18 protein-coding genes are annotated in these 19,233 nt (G+C 53.9%); 15 read left to right on the plus strand and 3 right to left on the minus strand.

From position 1 onward, the window contains the following. Positions 1-77 precede the first annotated feature (77 nt). The 15 genes from ACFVVF_RS12360 to ACFVVF_RS12430 all read left to right on the plus strand — a co-directional run bounded on the left by ACFVVF_RS12360 (position 78) and on the right by ACFVVF_RS12430 (position 16,317). Positions 78-2,312, plus strand: coding sequence for an AraC family transcriptional regulator (locus ACFVVF_RS12360; RefSeq protein WP_387809434.1), 2,235 nt, complete (start codon positions 78-80; stop codon positions 2,310-2,312). 176 nt (positions 2,313-2,488) lie between these two features. Next, a complete protein-coding gene (locus ACFVVF_RS12365) occupies positions 2,489-3,454 on the plus strand; it encodes an ABC transporter permease (protein WP_387809437.1) in 966 nt (321 codons plus the stop codon). A 1-nt stretch (position 3,455) separates the two neighbouring features. After that, positions 3,456-4,355 (plus strand): carbohydrate ABC transporter permease, encoded by a 900-nt coding sequence (locus ACFVVF_RS12370; protein ID WP_387809440.1) that lies wholly within the window; start codon positions 3,456-3,458, stop codon positions 4,353-4,355. Between the two features lie 66 nt (positions 4,356-4,421). Next, positions 4,422-6,077, plus strand: coding sequence for an ABC transporter substrate-binding protein (locus ACFVVF_RS12375; protein ID WP_387809443.1), 1,656 nt, complete (start codon positions 4,422-4,424; stop codon positions 6,075-6,077). Positions 6,078-6,168: 91 nt separating this feature from the next. Next, complete coding sequence (locus ACFVVF_RS12380; protein WP_387809445.1) at positions 6,169-7,794, plus strand: glycoside hydrolase family 43 protein; 1,626 nt, start codon at positions 6,169-6,171, stop codon at positions 7,792-7,794. Positions 7,795-7,800: 6 nt separating this feature from the next. Next, complete coding sequence (locus tag ACFVVF_RS12385; protein ID WP_387809448.1) at positions 7,801-8,583, plus strand: ThuA domain-containing protein; 783 nt, start codon at positions 7,801-7,803, stop codon at positions 8,581-8,583. After that, on the plus strand, positions 8,580-9,572 hold the full coding sequence (locus ACFVVF_RS12390) for a zinc-dependent alcohol dehydrogenase (protein ID WP_387809451.1): 993 nt from the start codon (positions 8,580-8,582) through the stop codon (positions 9,570-9,572). The genes ACFVVF_RS12385 and ACFVVF_RS12390 overlap by 4 nt, the downstream gene beginning before the upstream one ends. Before the next feature lie 7 nt (positions 9,573-9,579). Beyond that, a complete protein-coding gene (locus ACFVVF_RS12395) occupies positions 9,580-10,425 on the plus strand; it encodes a sugar phosphate isomerase/epimerase family protein (RefSeq protein WP_387809454.1) in 846 nt (281 codons plus the stop codon). Positions 10,426-10,443: 18 nt separating this feature from the next. Continuing rightward, positions 10,444-11,253 carry an alpha/beta fold hydrolase gene (locus tag ACFVVF_RS12400; RefSeq protein ID WP_387809457.1) on the plus strand — a complete coding sequence of 270 codons (810 nt, stop codon included), beginning with the start codon at positions 10,444-10,446 and terminating at the stop codon, positions 11,251-11,253. A gap of 16 nt (positions 11,254-11,269) precedes the next feature. Next, positions 11,270-12,166, plus strand: a complete 897-nt coding sequence (locus ACFVVF_RS12405; protein WP_387809460.1) for a sugar phosphate isomerase/epimerase family protein — start codon at positions 11,270-11,272, stop codon at positions 12,164-12,166. Between the two features lie 3 nt (positions 12,167-12,169). After that, positions 12,170-12,985, plus strand: coding sequence for a sugar phosphate isomerase/epimerase family protein (locus ACFVVF_RS12410; RefSeq protein WP_387809463.1), 816 nt, complete (start codon positions 12,170-12,172; stop codon positions 12,983-12,985). A gap of 26 nt (positions 12,986-13,011) precedes the next feature. Continuing rightward, on the plus strand, positions 13,012-13,413 hold the full coding sequence (locus tag ACFVVF_RS12415; RefSeq protein WP_387809466.1) for a helix-turn-helix domain-containing protein: 402 nt from the start codon (positions 13,012-13,014) through the stop codon (positions 13,411-13,413). After that, complete coding sequence (locus ACFVVF_RS12420) at positions 13,410-14,519, plus strand: Gfo/Idh/MocA family protein (RefSeq protein ID WP_387809468.1); 1,110 nt, start codon at positions 13,410-13,412, stop codon at positions 14,517-14,519. Before ACFVVF_RS12415 ends, ACFVVF_RS12420 begins: the two co-directional genes overlap by 4 nt. After that, positions 14,516-15,352 (plus strand): sugar phosphate isomerase/epimerase family protein, encoded by an 837-nt coding sequence (locus ACFVVF_RS12425; RefSeq protein ID WP_387809470.1) that lies wholly within the window; start codon positions 14,516-14,518, stop codon positions 15,350-15,352. The genes ACFVVF_RS12420 and ACFVVF_RS12425 overlap by 4 nt, the downstream gene beginning before the upstream one ends. A 56-nt stretch (positions 15,353-15,408) precedes the next feature. Then, on the plus strand, positions 15,409-16,317 hold the full coding sequence (locus ACFVVF_RS12430) for a sugar phosphate isomerase/epimerase family protein (RefSeq protein ID WP_387809473.1): 909 nt from the start codon (positions 15,409-15,411) through the stop codon (positions 16,315-16,317). Positions 16,318-16,403: 86 nt separating this feature from the next. On the opposite strand, the gene ACFVVF_RS12435 is transcribed toward ACFVVF_RS12430, so the two are convergent. The 3 genes from ACFVVF_RS12435 to ACFVVF_RS12445 are packed head-to-tail and all read right to left on the minus strand — an operon-like array spanning position 16,404 to position 19,109. Beyond that, positions 16,404-17,654, minus strand: coding sequence for an NAD(P)/FAD-dependent oxidoreductase (locus ACFVVF_RS12435; RefSeq protein ID WP_387809476.1), 1,251 nt, complete (start codon positions 17,652-17,654; stop codon positions 16,404-16,406). A gap of 12 nt (positions 17,655-17,666) precedes the next feature. Further along, the gene (locus ACFVVF_RS12440) at positions 17,667-17,990 is read right to left on the minus strand and encodes a MocE family 2Fe-2S type ferredoxin (RefSeq protein ID WP_229692005.1); all 324 of its coding nucleotides are present in this window, start codon (positions 17,988-17,990) and stop codon (positions 17,667-17,669) included. Between the two features lie 30 nt (positions 17,991-18,020). Further along, on the minus strand, positions 18,021-19,109 hold the full coding sequence (locus tag ACFVVF_RS12445; protein ID WP_387809479.1) for a fatty acid desaturase family protein: 1,089 nt from the start codon (positions 19,107-19,109) through the stop codon (positions 18,021-18,023). Between the last annotated feature and the right edge of the window lie 124 nt (positions 19,110-19,233).

Genomic DNA, 19,233 nt, shown 5'->3' on the forward strand with positions numbered 1-19,233 from the left:
TGGTTGTTAAAATAAGCAGACCAGTCGCAAGTTTTTCGGAAAGCGCTTACACGCCCTAGGCAGAGGAGGAATGGAATTTGAAAAAAAATTGGTACTATCGTTTGCTGTTCTCATACATGCCTGTTTTTTTTCTGATGATTTCTTTTCTGTTTTTTATTTTCTTTCAAATATTAACCGACCGTGCCCAGAAGGATACGGCTTATATTTACGCGGGCATTAACAATCAGATGCTGCAAAGCGTCGAGCAGCCGCTGCAGACGATCGACCATATGATGGTGACGATCCAGACCCGCAATAAATCCTCCGAGTTCAATCTGCTGGATTACTTCGACCAGGAAGGCCAGCCTTCCGTTTATTTCACGTACCTCATGTCCAAAGAATTCAACAATATGAAGCAGCTCAATCAGAGTATTCACTCCATCTATTTGGTGCGCGAACGGGACGGCTATGTGCTGAGCTCGAACACCGTCTCGCCGCTGGAGCAGTTTCCGGACCGGGATTTTATTAAGGAGCTCCAGAAGGACGGCTATTCCTATCATTGGACGAACGAGCGCCCATTCAAGGAGTTCCATGCTTCAAGGGAGGAGTCTGTCGTATCGCTCGCTCGCAAATATTTGACCAGCAGGGGGGAGAGCGGGCTCATCGTCGTTAACGTCCGAGTGAGTGCGCTGAAAGACTTTGTCGCGCAGCGTACAGATCAAACGTCCAGCTATGTGACGATTACAGGCAAAGACGGCAAGTCGATTCTGGCTGCCGATGCTGGAGCAGCGGGCAACAAGACGGCGTTCTCGAATCTTGTGTCCGACTATACCGGATGGTCCTATGAGAGCGGCCTGCAAAAGGAAAGCCGGTTCACGATCGTCCAGACGTTTTCCGACGTATGGATCGTGCTCGCTCTAATCATTGCTGTATTGGGTCTGCTGGCTATCGTCTATATGACCAACCGCAACTATAAGCCGCTCCGCGCGCTTATTACGAAGCTGGACAATCTGTCTCAGTCCTCTGGAGGCGAGCAGAGCGGTGAGGACCGGAATGAATTTCATTATATCGAATCAACGGTGGATTCCCTCGTTCAGCGCTTTAATTTGTTCAAATCGCAGTCTGACTTGAATATTGGCTATCGTAAGAAGTCGATTTTTCTTGAAGTGATGAGCGGCTCCCGATCGCTGGCAAGCGAAGAATGGAGTACGGAAATGGAGCGCCACGGCTTTATCGGCGGGTTCCAGAAGGCGGTCGTCATCGTCATCTCCGTCGATAAGTATTCCGACGTTCTCTCCCGCTATAAGGAGCAGGATATGATTCTGTTTCGGTTCATCATTCAGAATATGTATGTGGAGCTGGTGCAGAAGTGCGGTCTCCGCAGCTGGAGCGAATGGATGAACGATAAGGAAATGTGCGGTTTTATTTACGTGCAGGAAGAGAATCAGGCGATGCTGATGGACAACATCCTCAAGCTGTCCGACAATGCGCTGCAATGGATCCGCGCGAATCTGCCGTTTACCGTAACCGTCGGTATTGGCCAGTCGACTGACACAGTATCCACGCTGAAGGTTTCCTATAAAGCGGCGATTGAAGCGGTCAATTATCGGGTCGTACTCGGCAACAATCGGATGATCGGCTATTGGGAGACGGAAACGGGCACCTCCTTTGAGATGTACGATCATTTGGAACGTATCCGCAGCCTCGTCTATAGCTTCCGCTTAATGGACCCTGAATGGCGGGGGAAATATACGGCACTTTATGAGCAGTTCAAGCTGAATAAGCTGAAGCGGGACGATATCGTTAATCTGCTCAATTATTTCGCTTATTATCTATTTGAGCAAATGCACGGCATCATTCTTAATGATGAGATGATCGAGACGAACCGCGAGATCATGAAGGACATTATCGACCAGTTCGAAGCGCTGGAGGACGTGCAGGAAGAAATGCTGGGCATCATGGAGAAGCTCGAATATGCAGTCGCCGAGAAAGCAGACAGGGGAGAGGCGTCGGAAATTGCGGTGCTGATGAAGCAATATATCAACGATAACGTGCATAATCCCGATTTGTCGCTCGTTCATCTAAGCCAGCAGTTCGATATTCCTTCAAAAAACGTCAGCGCTTTGTTCAAGGAACAGTTCAATATTAAGTTTATTGATTACCTTATTAACCGGCGGGTTGAACTTGCCAAGCAGCTTCTAACGGACAAGGATACGGAGCTGAGCATTCAGGAAATCGGCAAGCGCGTCGGTTACTTGAACCCGATTTCCTTCAATCGGGTGTTCAAGCGGATTGCCGGTGTCACGCCCGGCGATTACCGGAAAGAGAAGTAAAAGTGAAGACCCGGAAAAAGGTTTAGAATAGCCGGAAAACCCAGTCGGATTGCGCTCTGCGAGCGCAATCCGATTTTTGTTTACCGCCAGAATCTTGTAAATTGCCCGTCCTTGCAATGCTGCGGTATAGTTGGCCCAACAACAAATCAGTAGCTCACAGGGAGGCGTTTACGGGGATGTCCAACAACATCATAACCGAAGCATCAAGAACCATACCGGCAACCAGACGGACGGGCCTAAGCGAAGCGATGCGCAAGATGCGCAGACACTGGCAGCTTTACTTTCTTATTTTGCTGCCGCTGCTTTACTTCATTCTATTCAAATATGTTCCGATTCTCGGCATTCAAATCGCCTTCAAAGATTTAAGTCCGAAGCTGGGCATTTGGGGCAGCCCTTGGGTAGGCTTGAAACATTTCGAAGCGTTTTTCAATCACCCGAACTTTTGGCTGCTAATCAAAAACACGCTGTTCCTAAGTTTGTATGCGCTTGCAATCGGATTCCCGGTACCGATCATCCTGGCGCTCATGATTAATGAGCTGCGGGACGGCATCTTTAAACGTACCGTTCAACTGGTCTCGTATGCGCCTTACTTCATCTCAACCGTCGTTATGGTATCGATGATTCTCTTGTTCCTCGCACCTCGAATTGGTGTCATTGATCACATTCGCACGGCGCTTGGACTTGATTCTATTAACTTTATCGGCGAACCGTCGATGTTCAAATCGATTTTCGTCCTGTCGGATGCGTGGCAGTACATGGGCTATAACGCCATCATCTATATCGCCGCATTGGCCGGGGTCAATCCTCAGCTCTACGAAGCGGCCAAGTTGGACGGTGCAAGCAGGCTGCAGAAAATTATTCATATCGACCTGCCGAGCATTATGCCGATTATGGTACTGCTGCTGGTGCTCAATATGGGGCAGCTGCTTAACATTGGCTTCGAGAAAGTATATTTGCTGCAAAATCCGCTAAACACAAGCTCGTCGGAGATTATCTCCACTTATGTGTACAAGGTTGGACTTGTTCAAGCGAATTACAGCTTCTCGGCTGCCGTCGGACTGTTTAATTCCATCATCAATCTGGTGCTCATCCTGCTCGCCAACTTCGGGGCAAGACGCGCTACAGGATCGGGGTTGTTCTAGCATGCAGAAAACGAATGCCATCAAAGAGCCAGTATCGGACAAAATCCTGCTCGGTATCATCTATACCGTACTCATTGCTGTCCTAATCGTTGTGCTTTACCCGCTCATCTATATCGTCAGCTCGTCATTCAGCTCTCCGCAAGCGGTCGTATCGGGGCGAGTGTGGCTGTTTCCGGTTGAGTTTTCGCTCAAAGGCTACACCGCCGTATTGAATAATCCGCGCATTTGGTCGGGTTATTACAACTCTCTGATCTATATGGCTGTCGGCACGCTAATAAGCGTTTCCTTAACCTTTGCGCTTGCTTATCCGCTGTCCAAGCGTACGTTCTACGGACGCTCGCCGATCATGTATATGATTATCATCACAATGATCTTCAGCGGCGGCTTGATTCCTTATTATCTGACGGTAAAAGGCTTAGGCCTGATCGATACGAGATGGGCGCTGCTGCTGCCGCAGGCCGTTGCGGTCTGGCAAGTGTTTATCGCCAAAACGTTCTTTCAGGAGAGCATCCCGGAGGAATTGAATGAGGCGGCTGCCATCGACGGCTGCTCCGATCTCCGGTTTCTGTGGTCGGTCGTGCTTCCGCTATCCAAGCCGGTAGTTGCCGTACTTGCCCTGATGTATGCAGTAACCGCGTGGAACGCGTACTTCGATGCTTTAATCTTTTTGAAAAACGTCGATCTCTATCCGCTCCAGCTTATCCTTCGGGAAATTCTTATTCAGAATTCCGTGGATAACTCCATGATGGTAGACATTCGAACAATGGAAGCCAGACAAGGGATGAAGGATCTGCTTAAATTCTCGCTCATCGTCGTCTCCAGTCTGCCTGTCCTCATCATATATCCATTTGTTCAGAAGCATTTTGTAAAGGGGGTCATGATCGGTTCTCTTAAAGGTTAAAATAGACAAATATTTGGCGGGGAGAAGCCGTGATTATCCAAGACAACTTATAAGGGGTGCTTGAAAATGAGACAAACGTGGAAAATATCGCTTGGCATTCTTTTATCGGCGATGCTGCTGCTGAGCGCATGCTCCAATAACGGCGGATCAAGCAAGGGAAGTAACGGGGGCGACAATGGCGAGAGCGCCAAGCCAGTGAAGCTTTCCGCTTTTATCAACCAGTCTCCAAACCTTTCGACGCTGAAAAATCCGTTCACGAAGCAAGTAGAAGAGAAAACAAACGTCCAACTGCAATTCATCGTTGGTCCTCCTAACGACAATAACGACAAGCGTAACGTATTGATGGCGAGCGGTGACTATCCGGAAGTGTTTCTGAGCGGCAATTTTACGCCGGCGGAGCAAATGAAATTCGGCAAGCAAGGCGTGTTCCTGCCGCTGAATGATCTGATCGATCAGTACGCTCCGAACATTAAGAAAATTTTCGAGGAACGTCCCGATTTGAAAACGGCAGTAACGTCTGCGGACGGCAACATCTACGGCATGCCGCAGGTTAATGAATGCTACCACTGCTGGTACGCTCAGAAGCTGTGGATCAACCAGAAGTGGCTCGACAAGCTTGGACTGGAAATGCCGACAACGACTGAGGAATTCGCGAACGTGCTCAAAGCTTTCAAAACGCAAGACCCGAACGGCAACGGCAAGGCGGATGAGGTTCCGCTGAGCGGCGCACTTTCGACTTGGCACGGCGACCTTACAGGCTATCTCATGAATGCCTTTATCTATAACAACGGCGACAATCAGCCATACTCCTACATCCGGGTAAAAGATGGCGAAGTGCAGCTGTCGGCCAGCCAGCCGGAATGGAAAGACGGACTCGCCTACCTGGCTTCCTTGTATAAGGACGGCCTGATCGACCCGCAAGCTTTTACACAAAATCAAGAAGGACTGCAGCAGCTCGGCAACAATGTGGGCGATACGATTCTTGGCGCATTTACGATCGGTCACGCACAAATGGCGGTAGCCTCATCGGACCCGCGCAACTTAGATTATGTTGCAGTACCGCCGCTGAAAGGGCCAAACGGCGTCCAACTGTCCGGTTACTATAAATCGGTCGGCAACCAAGGCCGTTTCGTTATTACGGACAAAGCGAATGAAGAGCAGCAAATCGCCGCGATCAAAATGCTCGATTATCTCTGGACTGAAGAAGGCACATGGGGCCAAGTCTTCTCCGTGGAAGGCACTTCATGGAGCAAGGCTAGCCCAGATCAATTGAACGTGAACGGCAAGCCTGCCAGCTATCAGGTAGATCCTTCCTACCGTAGCGAGACGATTCATAACGACGGCTGGGATCAAGCCGGCCCGGACTTCCGTCCGCGTGAACGCTTTGAATCCGAGGCAGTCTCGCAGGATATGTTCTCCCCAGAGGGCTATGAATTGCGCCTGGTGACGGAGACGAAGAAATACGAGGGTTTTGAGCCTAAGGAAGCCGAGCTGTTCCCGATCGATATCTTTATCAGTGCTGAAGACAGCGAGAAAGCCGCTCAACTGAAAGCGACGATTGAAGATTACGTCAAATCAAATATGCTGCAATTCATTACCGGACACAAGGACGTAGAGAAGGACTGGAACAGCTATGTTCAAGGCTTCGACGGCCTCAAGCTGAAAGAGTATCTGAGCATTCTGCAAAAAGCGTATGACGCGAACCTGAGCAAAATGAAATAGTTGTAGCCTGATCATTCCCTAATTCCAATAGCGGCCTGCGGCAAAAGCGCTGCGGGCCGTCCGTTTATCAAGTGTAAAGGAAGTGTGCCCTATGACAACCTGCAAAGAACCTTTGCGCATCCAAAATCCGATTTTATCCGGCTTTAATCCTGATCCCTCGATCGTAAGGGTTGGAGACGACTATTATATCGCCACGTCGACATTTCAATGGTTCCCCGGCGTTCAAATTCATCATTCTCGCGACTTGATCCATTGGCAGCTGCTGACTCGTCCGCTGGACCGCGCAAGCCAGCTTAATATGCTGGGCAACCCTGATTCGGGCGGTGTATGGGCGCCTTGCCTGACCCATCATGACGGACTGTTCTATCTGGTCTTCACCGATGTGAAAAGCCATGCCGGAGCGTACAAGGATACGCATAATTACGTCGTTGTCGCTTCTGACATTATGGGCCCGTGGTCGGACCCGATCTATCTTAATAGCAGCGGCTTTGATCCTTCGATGTTTCATGATGATGACGGGAGAAAATGGATCGTCAACATGCAGTGGGATTTCCGCAAAGGAAGCGATCCGTTTAACGGCATCTACTTGCAAGAGTATTCCGTGGAAGAGAAGAAGCTGATCGGCCCGTCGCAGCTGATCTATACCGGCTCCAAGCTGGGCTTGACGGAAGGGCCGCATCTCTATAAGCGCAACGGCTACTATTATTTGATGGTCGCCGAAGGCGGAACAAGCTATGAGCATGCCGTCACGCTGGCGCGCTCCAAGACGATAGACGGTCCCTATGAGACCGATCCCGAAGCACCGATGCTGACTTCCTATCACAATTCGGAGCTGGTGCTGCAAAAGGCCGGTCATGCCAGTCTCGTGCAAACGCAAAGCAATGAATGGTATATCGTGCATTTATGCGGACGGCCGCTGCCGACAGAAGACCGGCGCTGCAACTTGGGCCGCGAAACGGCAATCCAGCGCTGTGTATGGAGCGAGGACGGCTGGCTTCGTTTGGATGAAGGCGGCAATGAGCCGCAATTATGCGTTCGTCCTCCGGCACTGCCGGAGCATCCGTTCCCGGAGCGTCCTGTCGTTGATCATTTCGACGGCGGAAAGCTCGACTTGCAGTGGCAATCGCTGCGGCAGCCTTTTGCCGAAGATTGGCTGTCCCTCACGGAACGGCCCGGCTATCTCCGGCTGAAGGGAATGGAGTCGCCAAACTCCAGATTCCGTCATAGTCTGGTTGCCCGCCGCCAGCAGGCCTTTCATTGCGAGGCGGAGACCGCTGTTGAATTCGAACCGCAAACCTATCAGCATATGGCGGGCCTTGTCTACTATTACAACTCGCAAAACTATTATTACTTGCGCATCGGACATGGCGAAGAGGACGGCACGAATGTCGGGATTATCGGCAATGACCACGGCGTCTACTTTGAGCATACCGAGCCGCATGTATACATCCCATCGGGGCAGCGCGTCTATTTGCGTCTTCTCTTGGAAGCTAGCAATCTGCAATTCTACTATTCGCTTGATGGAGCGGACTGGAGCGCTATCGGTCCGATGCTGGACGCCAGCAAAATTTCCGACGAGTATGCGACGCATTTGGTCGACGGCTATTTCACCGATTGGGGCTTCACCGGCGCTTTTATCGGATTATGTGCGCATGATTTGTCCGGCGGACGCCGCCATGCCGATTTCGACTACTTCCGTTATGAGGAGAAGGAGTGAGCAGCTATGGATACATCCAATGATTCACTGAAGGGATACCGCCTCGTGTTCGTATGCGGTGAAGATGAGTATGAATCGGAGAAAACGATGCCTCGTATCGCCGAAGAGGCTGCCCGCAGGCACGGTGCTTCCGTCACCGTTCTGACTGCATGCCCAAGCGCTGCTGATCCGGAAAATATACCAGGGCTAGAGGCGCTGCAAACGGCCGATCTCGCGGTTTTCTATATTCGCTTCCGGCAATTGCCGCCGGAGCAGTTTCAGCATATTAGCGATTATCTTAAGGCTGGCAAGCCGGTCGTCGGCCTGCGCACAAGCACGCATGCCTTTCAATATCCCGAAGGCCATCCGCTGGCCCGCTGGAATGACGGCTTTGGCATCGATGTACTGGGTGCGCCATGGATTCGCCACTTCGGCCATTCTTCCACGACGAGCGTATCCGTCGCTTGGGGAGCGGGCGATCATCCGATTCTTAGCGGCATTCCGACGCACTTCGAATGCCGCTCGTGGCTCTATCAAGTGCTGCCTTATCCGCCGAAGGGAGATTCGACGCCGCTGCTTAACGGCGCCACGATCAATCCGGAGGATAACGGCTGGTCGTACACGAGCGAGACGCCGCGTGTGCATCCGGTCGCTTGGACCCGCCGTCATTCCGGCGGGGGCCGTGTGTTTACGACGACGATGGGTCATCCGGAAGATTTCGACCTGCCGGAATTCCGGCGCTTATTGCTGAACGGCATTCATTGGGCGGTTGGCGCGGAGCATTTAATAGAAGGAGGGACAGAGCAATGAAACAAGCGGCGATTACAGGAGTGAAGCAAGCGGAATTGCTGGAACGGGAGACACCGGTCTTGAAGGAAGGCTGGGCGCTGGTCAAGGTGCATGCAGCGCCGATGTGCGCGGAATATAAGGGGTTCGTCCATGGCGATCACTCCGACTGTCTGGGACATGAAGCGGCAGGCGAAGTGGTAGAGGTCGCGCCGGGCAGCAAAGTGAAGGTAGGCGACCGTGTTGTCGTCATGCCGCAATATCCTTGCGGGGAATGCGACATGTGCATCGCCGGCGACTTCATCTATTGCGAGCATAATCTGCCTCATCACGAGCCGACGATGACGCAATATTTGTCCAAGCCGTCCTGGCTGCTGGCCAAAATTCCTGATGGCGTGCCTTATGAGAAAGCTTCCCTAGCATGCTGCGGCTTGGGGCCGTCGCATGGCGCGTTCACAACGATGGGCGTCGATGCTTTCTCCACCGTACTCATTACCGGTCTTGGGCCAGTTGGCCTTGGCGCAATCGTCAATGCGAAGTTCAGAGGGGCGAAGGTTATCGCCGTCGAGATGAACCCTTACCGGGTGGAGCTGGCGAAAAAGATGGGCGTGGAGCATATTATCGACCCGCGTGACCCTGATGCGGTGCAGCAGATTAAAGCCTTAACCGGCGGCAAAGGGCCCGACTTCGGACTGGATTGCTCCGGTGTCGTATCTGCACACCGCTTGCAGATTGATGCGCTTAAGCGCAAGGGGAAAGTTGCCTTCGTTGGCGAGTGCTTCTCCGAGACGCCGATTAAGGTGAGCGATGATCTGCTGCGCAAAGGCATTCATCTGATCGGTTCCTGGCATTACAACCTGAATGAATTCCCGCAGCTGATGAAGGTGATCGAGCATTCGCCGCTGACGGACCTGCTCATTACGCATCAATTCCCGATGAGCCGGATTCAGGAAGCGTTTGAAGTGTCTGCTTCGCAGCAGAGCGGCAAAATTATACTGAACCCATGGGAGTGATAGCGCGATGAAAGTAGGCATGAACCTGTTGCTATGGACGGATAAGCCAAACCCTTCGGAGCATTTGAGGCTGCTGCAATCGATTAAGGAATGGGGCTTTGACGGCGTCGAGCTGGCTGCAGACAGTATGGATGCTGGCGATGCGAAAGCATTTGGACTGATTCTGAAGGAATTGGGGCTCGGCTGCACAGCCATTGCGGCGCTTGACGCTTCGGTAGCCGATCCTGCAAGCCGGGATTCCCGGCTCCGGGACAATGCGCTGGCGACGCTGAAGCAAGCCATTTCCAATACGCATCTGATGGGTGCTGAGGTGCTGTGCGGTCCGCTGTTCCAAGGGCTTGGCCGCTTTACGGGACAAGGCCCGCAAACCGACGAATGGAACTTCGCGGTAGAGACGCTCCGCGAGGCGGGGAAGTTTGCTGCTGAGCTAGGGGTCAAGCTGGCGCTTGAGCCGATCAACCGCTTCGAGATGTATCTGGTCAACACGCTGGAGGAAGGCGTCCGCTTCGTGAAGCAGGTCGGTCTGCCTAACGTCGGGCTGCTGGCGGATACGCATCATGGCAACATTGAAGAGCTGAACGTGCCGGATGCTTGGCGGAAAGCGGCGGCATACATTGTGCACGTTCACATTTCCGAGAACAACCGGGGCGTTCCGGGCAGCGGACATGCGGTAACCGGAGAAATCTTCGACGTGCTGAAGGAAATCGGCTATGACGGCTGGCTGACAATCGAAGCATTTGGCCAGCAGGTGCCAGGTCTTATTTCCCGGCTGCACTTGTGGCGCAATTATAGCGAGCATCCGGATGATGCGGCGCGGCTTGGCGTCCAGCATATCCGGAAGCATCTGGCTTAAAGCGAAGGAGGATGGAGTATGCCTGTCGTACAAGCGAACGGAATTGAGCTTCATTATACAGAACGGGGGCAAGGCGAGCCGTTAGTGCTGCTTATGGGACTGGGTGCGCCGGGAGCGGTATGGGAAGAGCATGTGCGGGCGTATGAGCCGCATTTCCGCTGCATTCTCATCGACAATCGGGGAGCGGGAGGCAGCGCCAAGCCAGAGGGGCCGTATACAACGCGGATGATGGCAGCCGATACGATCGGCTTACTGGATGCTCTTCATATCGATAAAGCCCATATTTCCGGCATATCGATGGGGAGCGCAATCGCGCAAGAGGTGGCACTGGCTGCTCCAGATCGGGTCATAAGCCTGTCTCTCAATTGCTCTTGGCAGCAATGCGATACCTATACAAGGAGCGTGTTCGAGACGCTCGGCAGCGGTTATTCCCATATGCCGGCCGATGAATTTCAGAAGCTGCTACAGCTTATTATTTATACGCCGGCTTACTATAACAATCATGCCCTCAAGCTGGAGGCGGCCCGTGCGGCAGCGCTGCTGGAGGAGAATCCGATGCCGGTGCATGCGTTTCTAGCGCAATGCGACGCTTGTACGTCCCATCAGACGACAGGGCGGCTCGGAGCCCTAACAACTCCTACCCTGATTACAGTAGGGGACAAGGATATTTTTACACCGCTTCATTTGTCGCAGGTCATTGCGGGAGAGATGAAGCACGCTGAGCTGCAAGTGTTCGAGGGCAGCGGCCATACGCATCACTGGGACCGGCTGGATGATTTCAACCGGATCACCTTGGACTTTTTATTGCGTCACCGACATTTAGGTTAAAGAAGGAGCGATCGGGATGAATCCAAAATTATCAATCGGCTCATGGGCGTTTGCCTTTGGTCCTTTCGCAGCATCGCCTTGGCCTTTCTCGCGAATTTTGCAATATGCCAGCGAGGCGGGCTATGACGGGGTAGAAATTAACGGCTTTGCGCCTCACCCGACGCCGGAGCTGTATCCGACGAAGGAGAGCCGCCAAGCGCTGCTGGAGGAAATTCAGTCCCATGGGCTCGGAATCTCCGGCTACGCGCCGGACTTTACGGCGGTACCGCCTGCACAATGCGAGCCTGCCGACTATTTGCAATTGATGGAGTCCTATATTCAATTTTGCGTGGATCTCGGCATCGACACGATTCGGGTCGACACGGTTAGCCCGCCGTCTGCCTTGGAAGAGGCGGAGTATGAGGAACAGTTCGCCCGGCTTGCTTTTACGTGGAAGGCATCTACGGAGCTGGCGGCCGCCTCCGGCATCCGGATCGTATGGGAATTCGAGCCGGGTTTCTGGCTGAACAAGCCTTCGGAGATCAAGCGGCTTGTCGAGACGGTGGGCCATCCGTCATTCCAAATTTTATTCGATACGAGCCATGCTTATATGAGCGGAGTGGTTGGCGCACGCCAGCCGGGAGAGAAAGAAGTGCTTCCCGGAGGGATTACGGAATTTGCGAAGCTGCTTGATGGCCATATCGGACATTTCCATCTGATCGACTCTGACGGCACGCTGCATGACGAGGAGACGAGCACGCATGCGGCGTTTGGAGCTGGCGAGATCGATTTTACTGCGTTTCTTAAAGAGCTGAAGCCGGTCGTGGCGGACATTGACTGGTGGTGCGTCGACTTTTGCTTCAATGCTGAAGTGGAGGAATGGGGCCGTGAGGCTGTGCCGTTCATCCGCAAGGCGATTAAGGAGGCAGAGTAGACGATGGCGATAAAGTTTGGCTTTCAGACGTATACGTGGCAAATGTCCTATGAGAAGCACCGCAATGAGCTGGAGCACATTCTGGACATCGTGCAGCAAGCGGGCGGCGCAGGCGTAGAGCCGGAAGTGTGCATGCTTGGGCCTTATAACGACGATCCGCAGGCGCTCGTAAATGCGCTAGAGGAAAGAGGCTTGAAGCTGGGCGCCCTTTGTCTTGCGCTCGACTGGCGTGAAGCGGGCGAGACGGTTGAGGAGAAAGCCGAGGCTGACCGGATCATCCGGTTTCTGAAGCATTTTCCGGGTACACTGCTCACGCTTGTACAGCTTCCCGGCAAGGACAGAAGTGAGTTGGCTCTCAGACAGCGGAACGCTCTGTTAAGCATCAATGCGGTAGCCCGCCGCGCTTACGAAGCAGGTATTGCATGTGCGTATCATCCCAACTCGCCAAGCGGCTCGATTTTCCGCATTGAAGAGGATTACCGGGTGCTGCTGGACGGCATCGATTCCCGCTATTGCGGCTATGCCCCGGATACGGGTCACATTGTGAAGGGCGGCATGGACGCCGAGACGATATTCCGGACTTACCGGCATCTCATTCGCCATGTCCATTTCAAAGATATTAATCTGGCAAGCGGGCAATGGTCTGAGCTAGGACAAGGCTCGATCGATCATAAGGCTATCGTTCATTACCTGCAAGAGACGGGCTATGACGGCTGGGTGATGGTCGAAGAGGAATCGCAGGAGGCCGAGCTTCAGCCCGATCAGGTAACGCTTCAGAACGGGATTTACGTCCGGGAAGAGCTGGCTGTACTCGCTTAAATATCCGAAAAATCGGGGTGAATCGCATGACCGGTCAATCCAGCTTAAGGAGAAGCATCGAGCAGTCGGTCGTGCCGGCGTTATCGGCAAGGGACCGCTTCCGTCTTGTCATCCGCTACATGGAAGACAATTTGGGCGAGAAGCTGACACGCCAGCAGCTGGCCGGCTTGCTTTTTCTTCATCCCAGCTACTTCAATCGTGCTTTTAAGCAAGTCTACGGCATGTCCTCCATTCAGATGCTCCGAATGCTTCGGCTTCGAAGGGCGGTGCAGCTGCTGGAGGAGTCTGACTATACGCTAGAGCAAATCGCTGCAGCATGCGGCTTCGGGGAAGCCAATTATTTCAATAAAGTGTTCAAGGAACGGGCCGGGCAGACGCCGGGAGAATACCGGAACAGGATCAATTTGAACAGGAGTGTGAACGAGTGAAGCAGCGCATTTATATCGTTGGAGCGGGCGCAATTGCCGGCTACCACGCAGAAGCGATCGAGCGTTACGCCGAGTCGGAAGAGAGCCGTCCATCGCTTTATGTGACGGATGTTAATCAAGCGGCTTTGGCTGCTTTTGCAGAGCGTTTTTCATGGGCGACACCGGTCGAGCAATTGGCTTTGATGCTGGACGAGCCGTCCAGAGAGGATGATATCGTCATCGTTGCGACGCCGCCTGTCACGCACGCGGATATTTCCATTCAAGCGCTTCGCTCCGGCCGGCACGTTCTGTGCGAAAAGCCGCTGGCCATGAACCGGGAAGAAGCGGATCTGATGCTGCGGACGGCGGAGGAGACAGGCAAATGGATCGGCTGCTGCAGCTCGCGTTTTGCAGGTCTGCAGATTACAGAGGAAGTGAAAGGCTTGCTCGCGCACGGTACGCTTGGCGATGTCTATCAGGTGCAATGGGTGCAGCGCCGCAAGCGGGCAAGAACGGGAATCGAGTATCAGCCGCAGAGCCGCTGGTTTCTGAATCGCTCGGTTAGCGGCGGTGGCACGCTCATGGATTGGGGCCCTTATGACATCGCAAGCTTAACCGAGGTGCTGCAGCCCGAGCGGGTCGATGTGCTTCATGCCTGGATGACGAATCCGGCAACGGGACATCCGATTGAAGCGGAGGCGAATTCCGAGGTGGAGCAGCATGTAGGGGCGACAATGCGGTTTCATCTGGCTGGCGGAGGAGCGGTGACCGTGCAATATGAGCGGGCTGCTTGCTGCCATGGCGAGGAACGGAGTCTTGCGGAAATCGAAGGAACCGGCGGTGCTGTCCATTGGGATTGGCTGTGCTTCGACGGCCACGGCGAGCTCAAGCAATATTATGATGTGAACGGAGAAGCGGAAGCCAGTCAGCGTAACGTGGAAAATGCGCCGCTCGGCATGATGGATAAGCCGATCGTCTATTTCATGCAGGCGCTGGCCGGACAGCAAACGCCCGCTATTCTTAACGAGCAGGCGGTATTCAATTTCAGCATTCTCGCCGCGATATACGATTGTATTGCTACAGGAGAAGTACAGACGGTTGCCAAGGCTGAGGGGGCGCGCGGATGAACCGGATCTATGGAATGGATACCTTTTTCTACAACAGCTTAGGCAATTATCCCTTCAACACCCGTTGCGAAATGCTTTCGGAGCTGGGCTATGATGCGGTCTACTTAACGTTATGGGATGAGGATGAGCAGGCTTGGAAGGATCTTGAACGGCTGCCCCATGTCAAAACGGAGTATGGTCTGGAGGTTGCTGCGGTTTATGTAGTGCTGGATTTGACACTGCCTAAGGAGCATCCGCATGTGACTAGAATTTTCTCGATGCTAGAGCAGCTTCAAGGCTGCAGCCGGGTGGAGCTGGCGCTGACGATGGGCGATTCCGGCATGAAGCCATCGTCCCTGGAAGGCGATGCTTTGGCGATGGAGCGGCTGTCGGAGCTGCTCGCCGTTGCGGAGCGCAACGGGATTAAAATCTCGCTGTATCATCATGTTTACTTTTGGCTGGAGCGGTGGGAGGATGCGCTGCGGCTAGTGAAGCAGCTTAACCATCCGCTGCTTGGCATCACATTCAGCTCCTTTCATTGGTTCGCTATTGACGGCGGCGATCTGAACGGCGCATTGTCTGCTTGCGCGCCTTATTTGCATGCCGTTAACCTTTGCGGCAGCCGAAAGCAGGATAAGGGCTTGCCTGCTTCTATCGAATGTATCGATGCGGGCGAACTGGATATTTTCGCAGTAATGGGCGTTCTTAGAGGGCTCGGGTATGAGGGCTTCGTCGGGTTCCAAGGCTATGGCATGGGCGGAGATCCTTACAGCCGTCTTGAGCGGAATCGTGACGTGTACCGCTCTATGCTGGAACGCCTGGAGCGCCATCCTTCATGGGCGCTGCTCTCTTGATGTGATGAGAAGAGATGGAATCCATTTGACGTTTTTTAAGGGAAGGCGGGTCTGTGATGAGCATAAGAAATGCGATTAATGACGGTACGGCAAACGCTCCAAGACTGGAGCTTCAGCAGTCATGGTGGGCGATGATCGGGCTGGGTGAGAACGGCAAGGAATGGTCGATGGAGCAGAAGTTTGAGAAGATCGCGGAGGCGGGCTATTCCGCGATCAGCGCCGTTATGCCGCCGCTTGAAGAAGCGGAGAAGTGGCAGCGATTGTTGGAGCGTTATAAGCTGGGCTTCAATACGATGGCTTTTCCGACGAAGATAGAAGATATTCGTACAGTGCTGGAGCAGATCCGGCAGTTTGGGCCAGTTCAGTATTTGAATCTGCAGGTGATGGACGGCTTTGTCATCGGGAACGAGGCAATTGAGCTGTTGTCCGGCCTGTTGGCGGAAGCAAAAGCGGCGGGGATGCCAACCTTCGTGGAGACACATCGCGGCACGGTGACGCAGGATTTGATCCGGACGGGACAATATGTGGGGGCGCTTCCCGATTTGCGGCTGACAATTGACCTGTCCCATTACATCGTAGCGGGAGAGCTCAATGGCCCGCTGGATAAAGCGGAGCTGATTTTTGATGCTTTGCTGGAGCGAACCTCATGCCTGCATGCCCGGGTATCGAATGGGGAGCAGGTGCAGGTTGACGTTGGCCCTGCTGGCGATCATCCGATGCTGCCTAATTTTGAACGCTGGTGGCGGAAGGGAATGACGAGCTGGCTCCAGCAGGCAAAGCCGGGGGATGTACTCCCCTTCGTGACCGAGCTTGGGCCTCCTGGTTACTATGCCGTTACGAAGCGGGATGCCGTAAGCGGGCAGGAACTGGAAGTATCGGACCGCTGGCAGCAGGCGCTGCTGTTCAAGGGAATCGCAGAAGCGCAGTGGCAGCGTGCTGTGGCGGAGCATAATCAGCGTAAATAGCGGCAGGCTGCTGACGCAAGAAAAAAAAGGGCTGGATGGAGATTTGAATCTCCATCCAACCCTTTTCCATATCTGCTGATTAAGCGTTAAACCGTCAGCAGTGATCTGAGCTTAATGTCCGGCGCAGCGAGCTGCACGGGATCAAGAGCGGCCCGGGATGCGATGAGCATCTCAGCAAGGCGAATGTCCTTGGCAATGCCGTTCCGGCCGATGGCACTCGCAGCTGCAAGCCGATAATCATCTGTCAGGTGGAAGTACAAGTCGCCTGTTGCGCCAAGGCTGCGATGAACGGTCGTGCGGGCGGTATGCGGCAATCCGGTTACCTGAAGTGTCAAGTCATACTGATCGGACCAGAACCAAGGAACGGCAGCGTAAGCTTCATTGGAGCCGAGCATGCTGCCTGCGGCATGCGTGCCTTGCTCCTGCGCATTGCGCCAAGCCTCCAGCCGGATTCGCATCCCGCCATAGAGCGGATGGGGAAATGAGCAGCAGTCCCCTGCGGCAAAAATATCGGGATCACTCGTATTCAATCGCTCGTCAACGGCAATGCCGTTCTCGATCGTTAGCCCGCAGCCGGAGGCGAGTACCGTATCCGGCACCGCTCCGATGCCTGCCAGAATGACGTCGAAGGCAAGCGCTTCTCCGCCGGTGAACGTCATAATGCTTTCGGAATCTGAGCTATCGATCGCTTGAATGCTAGCATTCAGCTTGAAGGAGACGCCTTCCCCGCGGTGGCGGGCTTCGACGACCCGGGCGATCGCCTCCGGCACACCGCGCATCAGAATGCGCGGGCCGGCTTCGATGACAGTAACGGCACAGCCCTGATGTCTGGCACTTGCCGCCACTTCAAGGCCGATAAAGCCGCCGCCGATAATGGCAACCCGCTGACCGGGCTGAAGCTGGCTGCGAAGCGCCAGCGCATCGGCATAGGAACGGAGGTAGCGTATATTTGGAGCACTGCCCGCACCGCTGCCCGAATCCGACAACTGAAGCATGCGGGGGCGGGCTCCGGTTGCGAGCAGCAGCCGCTCGTAGCGGAACTGCCTGCCGTCTTCCATCGAAACGATATGCCTGCTCCGATCGATGGAGGCCGCCTTGCTGCTATGAATGAAGTCGATGCGCTGCTCCTGCAATTTCTCTGTAGTGACGATGTAAGCCGGCGAAGGTTCGCCGGCCTCTTGAAGCACTTGCTTGGACAGGGGAGGGCGCTCATAGGGAGCGTGAGACTCCTCGCCAATGAGGGTGATTGCTCCCGTCCAGCCTCGTTCGCGGAGCTCGGCGGCGGCTCGTGCACCCGTCTCGCCTGCTCCGATAATGACCATTGCGTTATCCGTCATTGTAAAGCCTCCTTAGCTGATTTTGATCCAAATTTGTCCGGCTTCGTTTTTCACCGGATAGGTTTGCAGCGCATTGCATACCGGTGCGCGTTTCGCTTCGCCGGTCGTATAGTCGAACCGTCCGTTATGCTTGGGGCATTCAATATGCTTGCCCATAACGAGTCCATCGGACAGATGGAATTTCTCGTGCGTGCAATAGCCGTCTGTAGCGTAATATTCGCTTTTATCCGAGCGGTAGATCGCGAATGTCCGGTCCTCGTAATCAAACCGGATAACGTCTTCCTCGTCGATATCCTCGGCATCGCATGCTGCAATCCAGCCTTCATATGTCATCATAAGCACCTCTTTTTTTCATAGTGGTTTTGGTTACTCTGCTGCTGCTGCGGCTGCATCCGGTCCATATTCGTAGGGGGCTGCTGTGGAAGGAAGCGGCCTTACAATCGTATAGGACGGGTCCTTCCGCTGCCGGACCAGCGCGGTGAATACTTCTTTCAACGCTGCGGACAAGCTTGTGGAAGGCTTCGGACAATCATCCTTGATCGCTTCATGAAGCTTGGGAAGCGCATGGTAAGGCACCATGGGAAACATATGATGCTCGATATGGTAATTCATGTTCCAGTAGAGGAATCGGACGATGGGATTCATATACGTCGTGCGCGTATTCAACCGGTGATCCAGCACATCCTCGTATAGCCCCAGATGCTGCGACAGGCCGGTCATCAGGACGAGAAAGCTTCCGAAAAAGGAAGGGAGCACGATGAACATCGCCGGCTTAATCGTTCCATAGTAAAAGCAGGCCGCAATAACAATCACAAAGATAAGGACATAAATCCGCGATTCCCAGCATGTCTTGCGAACCTCGGAGGCCGGAATATATTCCTTTTCTTCGGCATCCAGCTTGCCGAAGCAGTGCATCAGCATCCGCCATACATCACGCGGTCCGCCGTACAGCTTGAAAAACTCCATCGCGATGACATGCCAGACCGGAGGACGGGGCGAGACGATTTCCGGGTCGCGTCCCACGATGATGGTATCGGTATGATGTCTGGAATGGCTCCACCTCCATGGCGTAGCCGGTCTTAAAATCATAAAGGATGCAATCTGATAGACGGCCTCATTCATCCAAGCCGTCTTGAAGGCAGTGCCGTGGCCGCATTCATGCCAGCGGGAGTCGGCAGGCGATGCATACAGCACGCCGTATAAGGCGAAAGCGGGAATCGCCCACCAGCTTCCCCATGACCAATAGGCCAGCACGCCGGCTGCGGCAAGCGCACAGAACCAGATGATTGTGTCGCGTATGGCCGGTCCGTCTTTTCGTTTCATAAGCTCTTTCATTTTGGCGCGGGGTATCGGGGTCGCGTACCACTGTGCGGCGACGAGTCCCCTTTGCTGGGCCCGCTCGCCTTCCGGTCCCGTCAGGCTGTAATCCCGCTTGCGGATGTCTTGGGTCGGCACTTATGTTTCCTCCTTAGGTTCGTTTCATAAATGAAGCTTACACAATCGCCGGAAGGGGGACAATGCGCGGTGTTGATCTATTTTTGTCTGTAATTGATATCTTCCGAATTGGGGCCGAAGGGGA

It is taken from the genome of Paenibacillus sp. NPDC058174 (assembly GCF_042883865.1).
Classification (GTDB): Bacteria; Bacillota; Bacilli; order Paenibacillales; family Paenibacillaceae; genus Pristimantibacillus.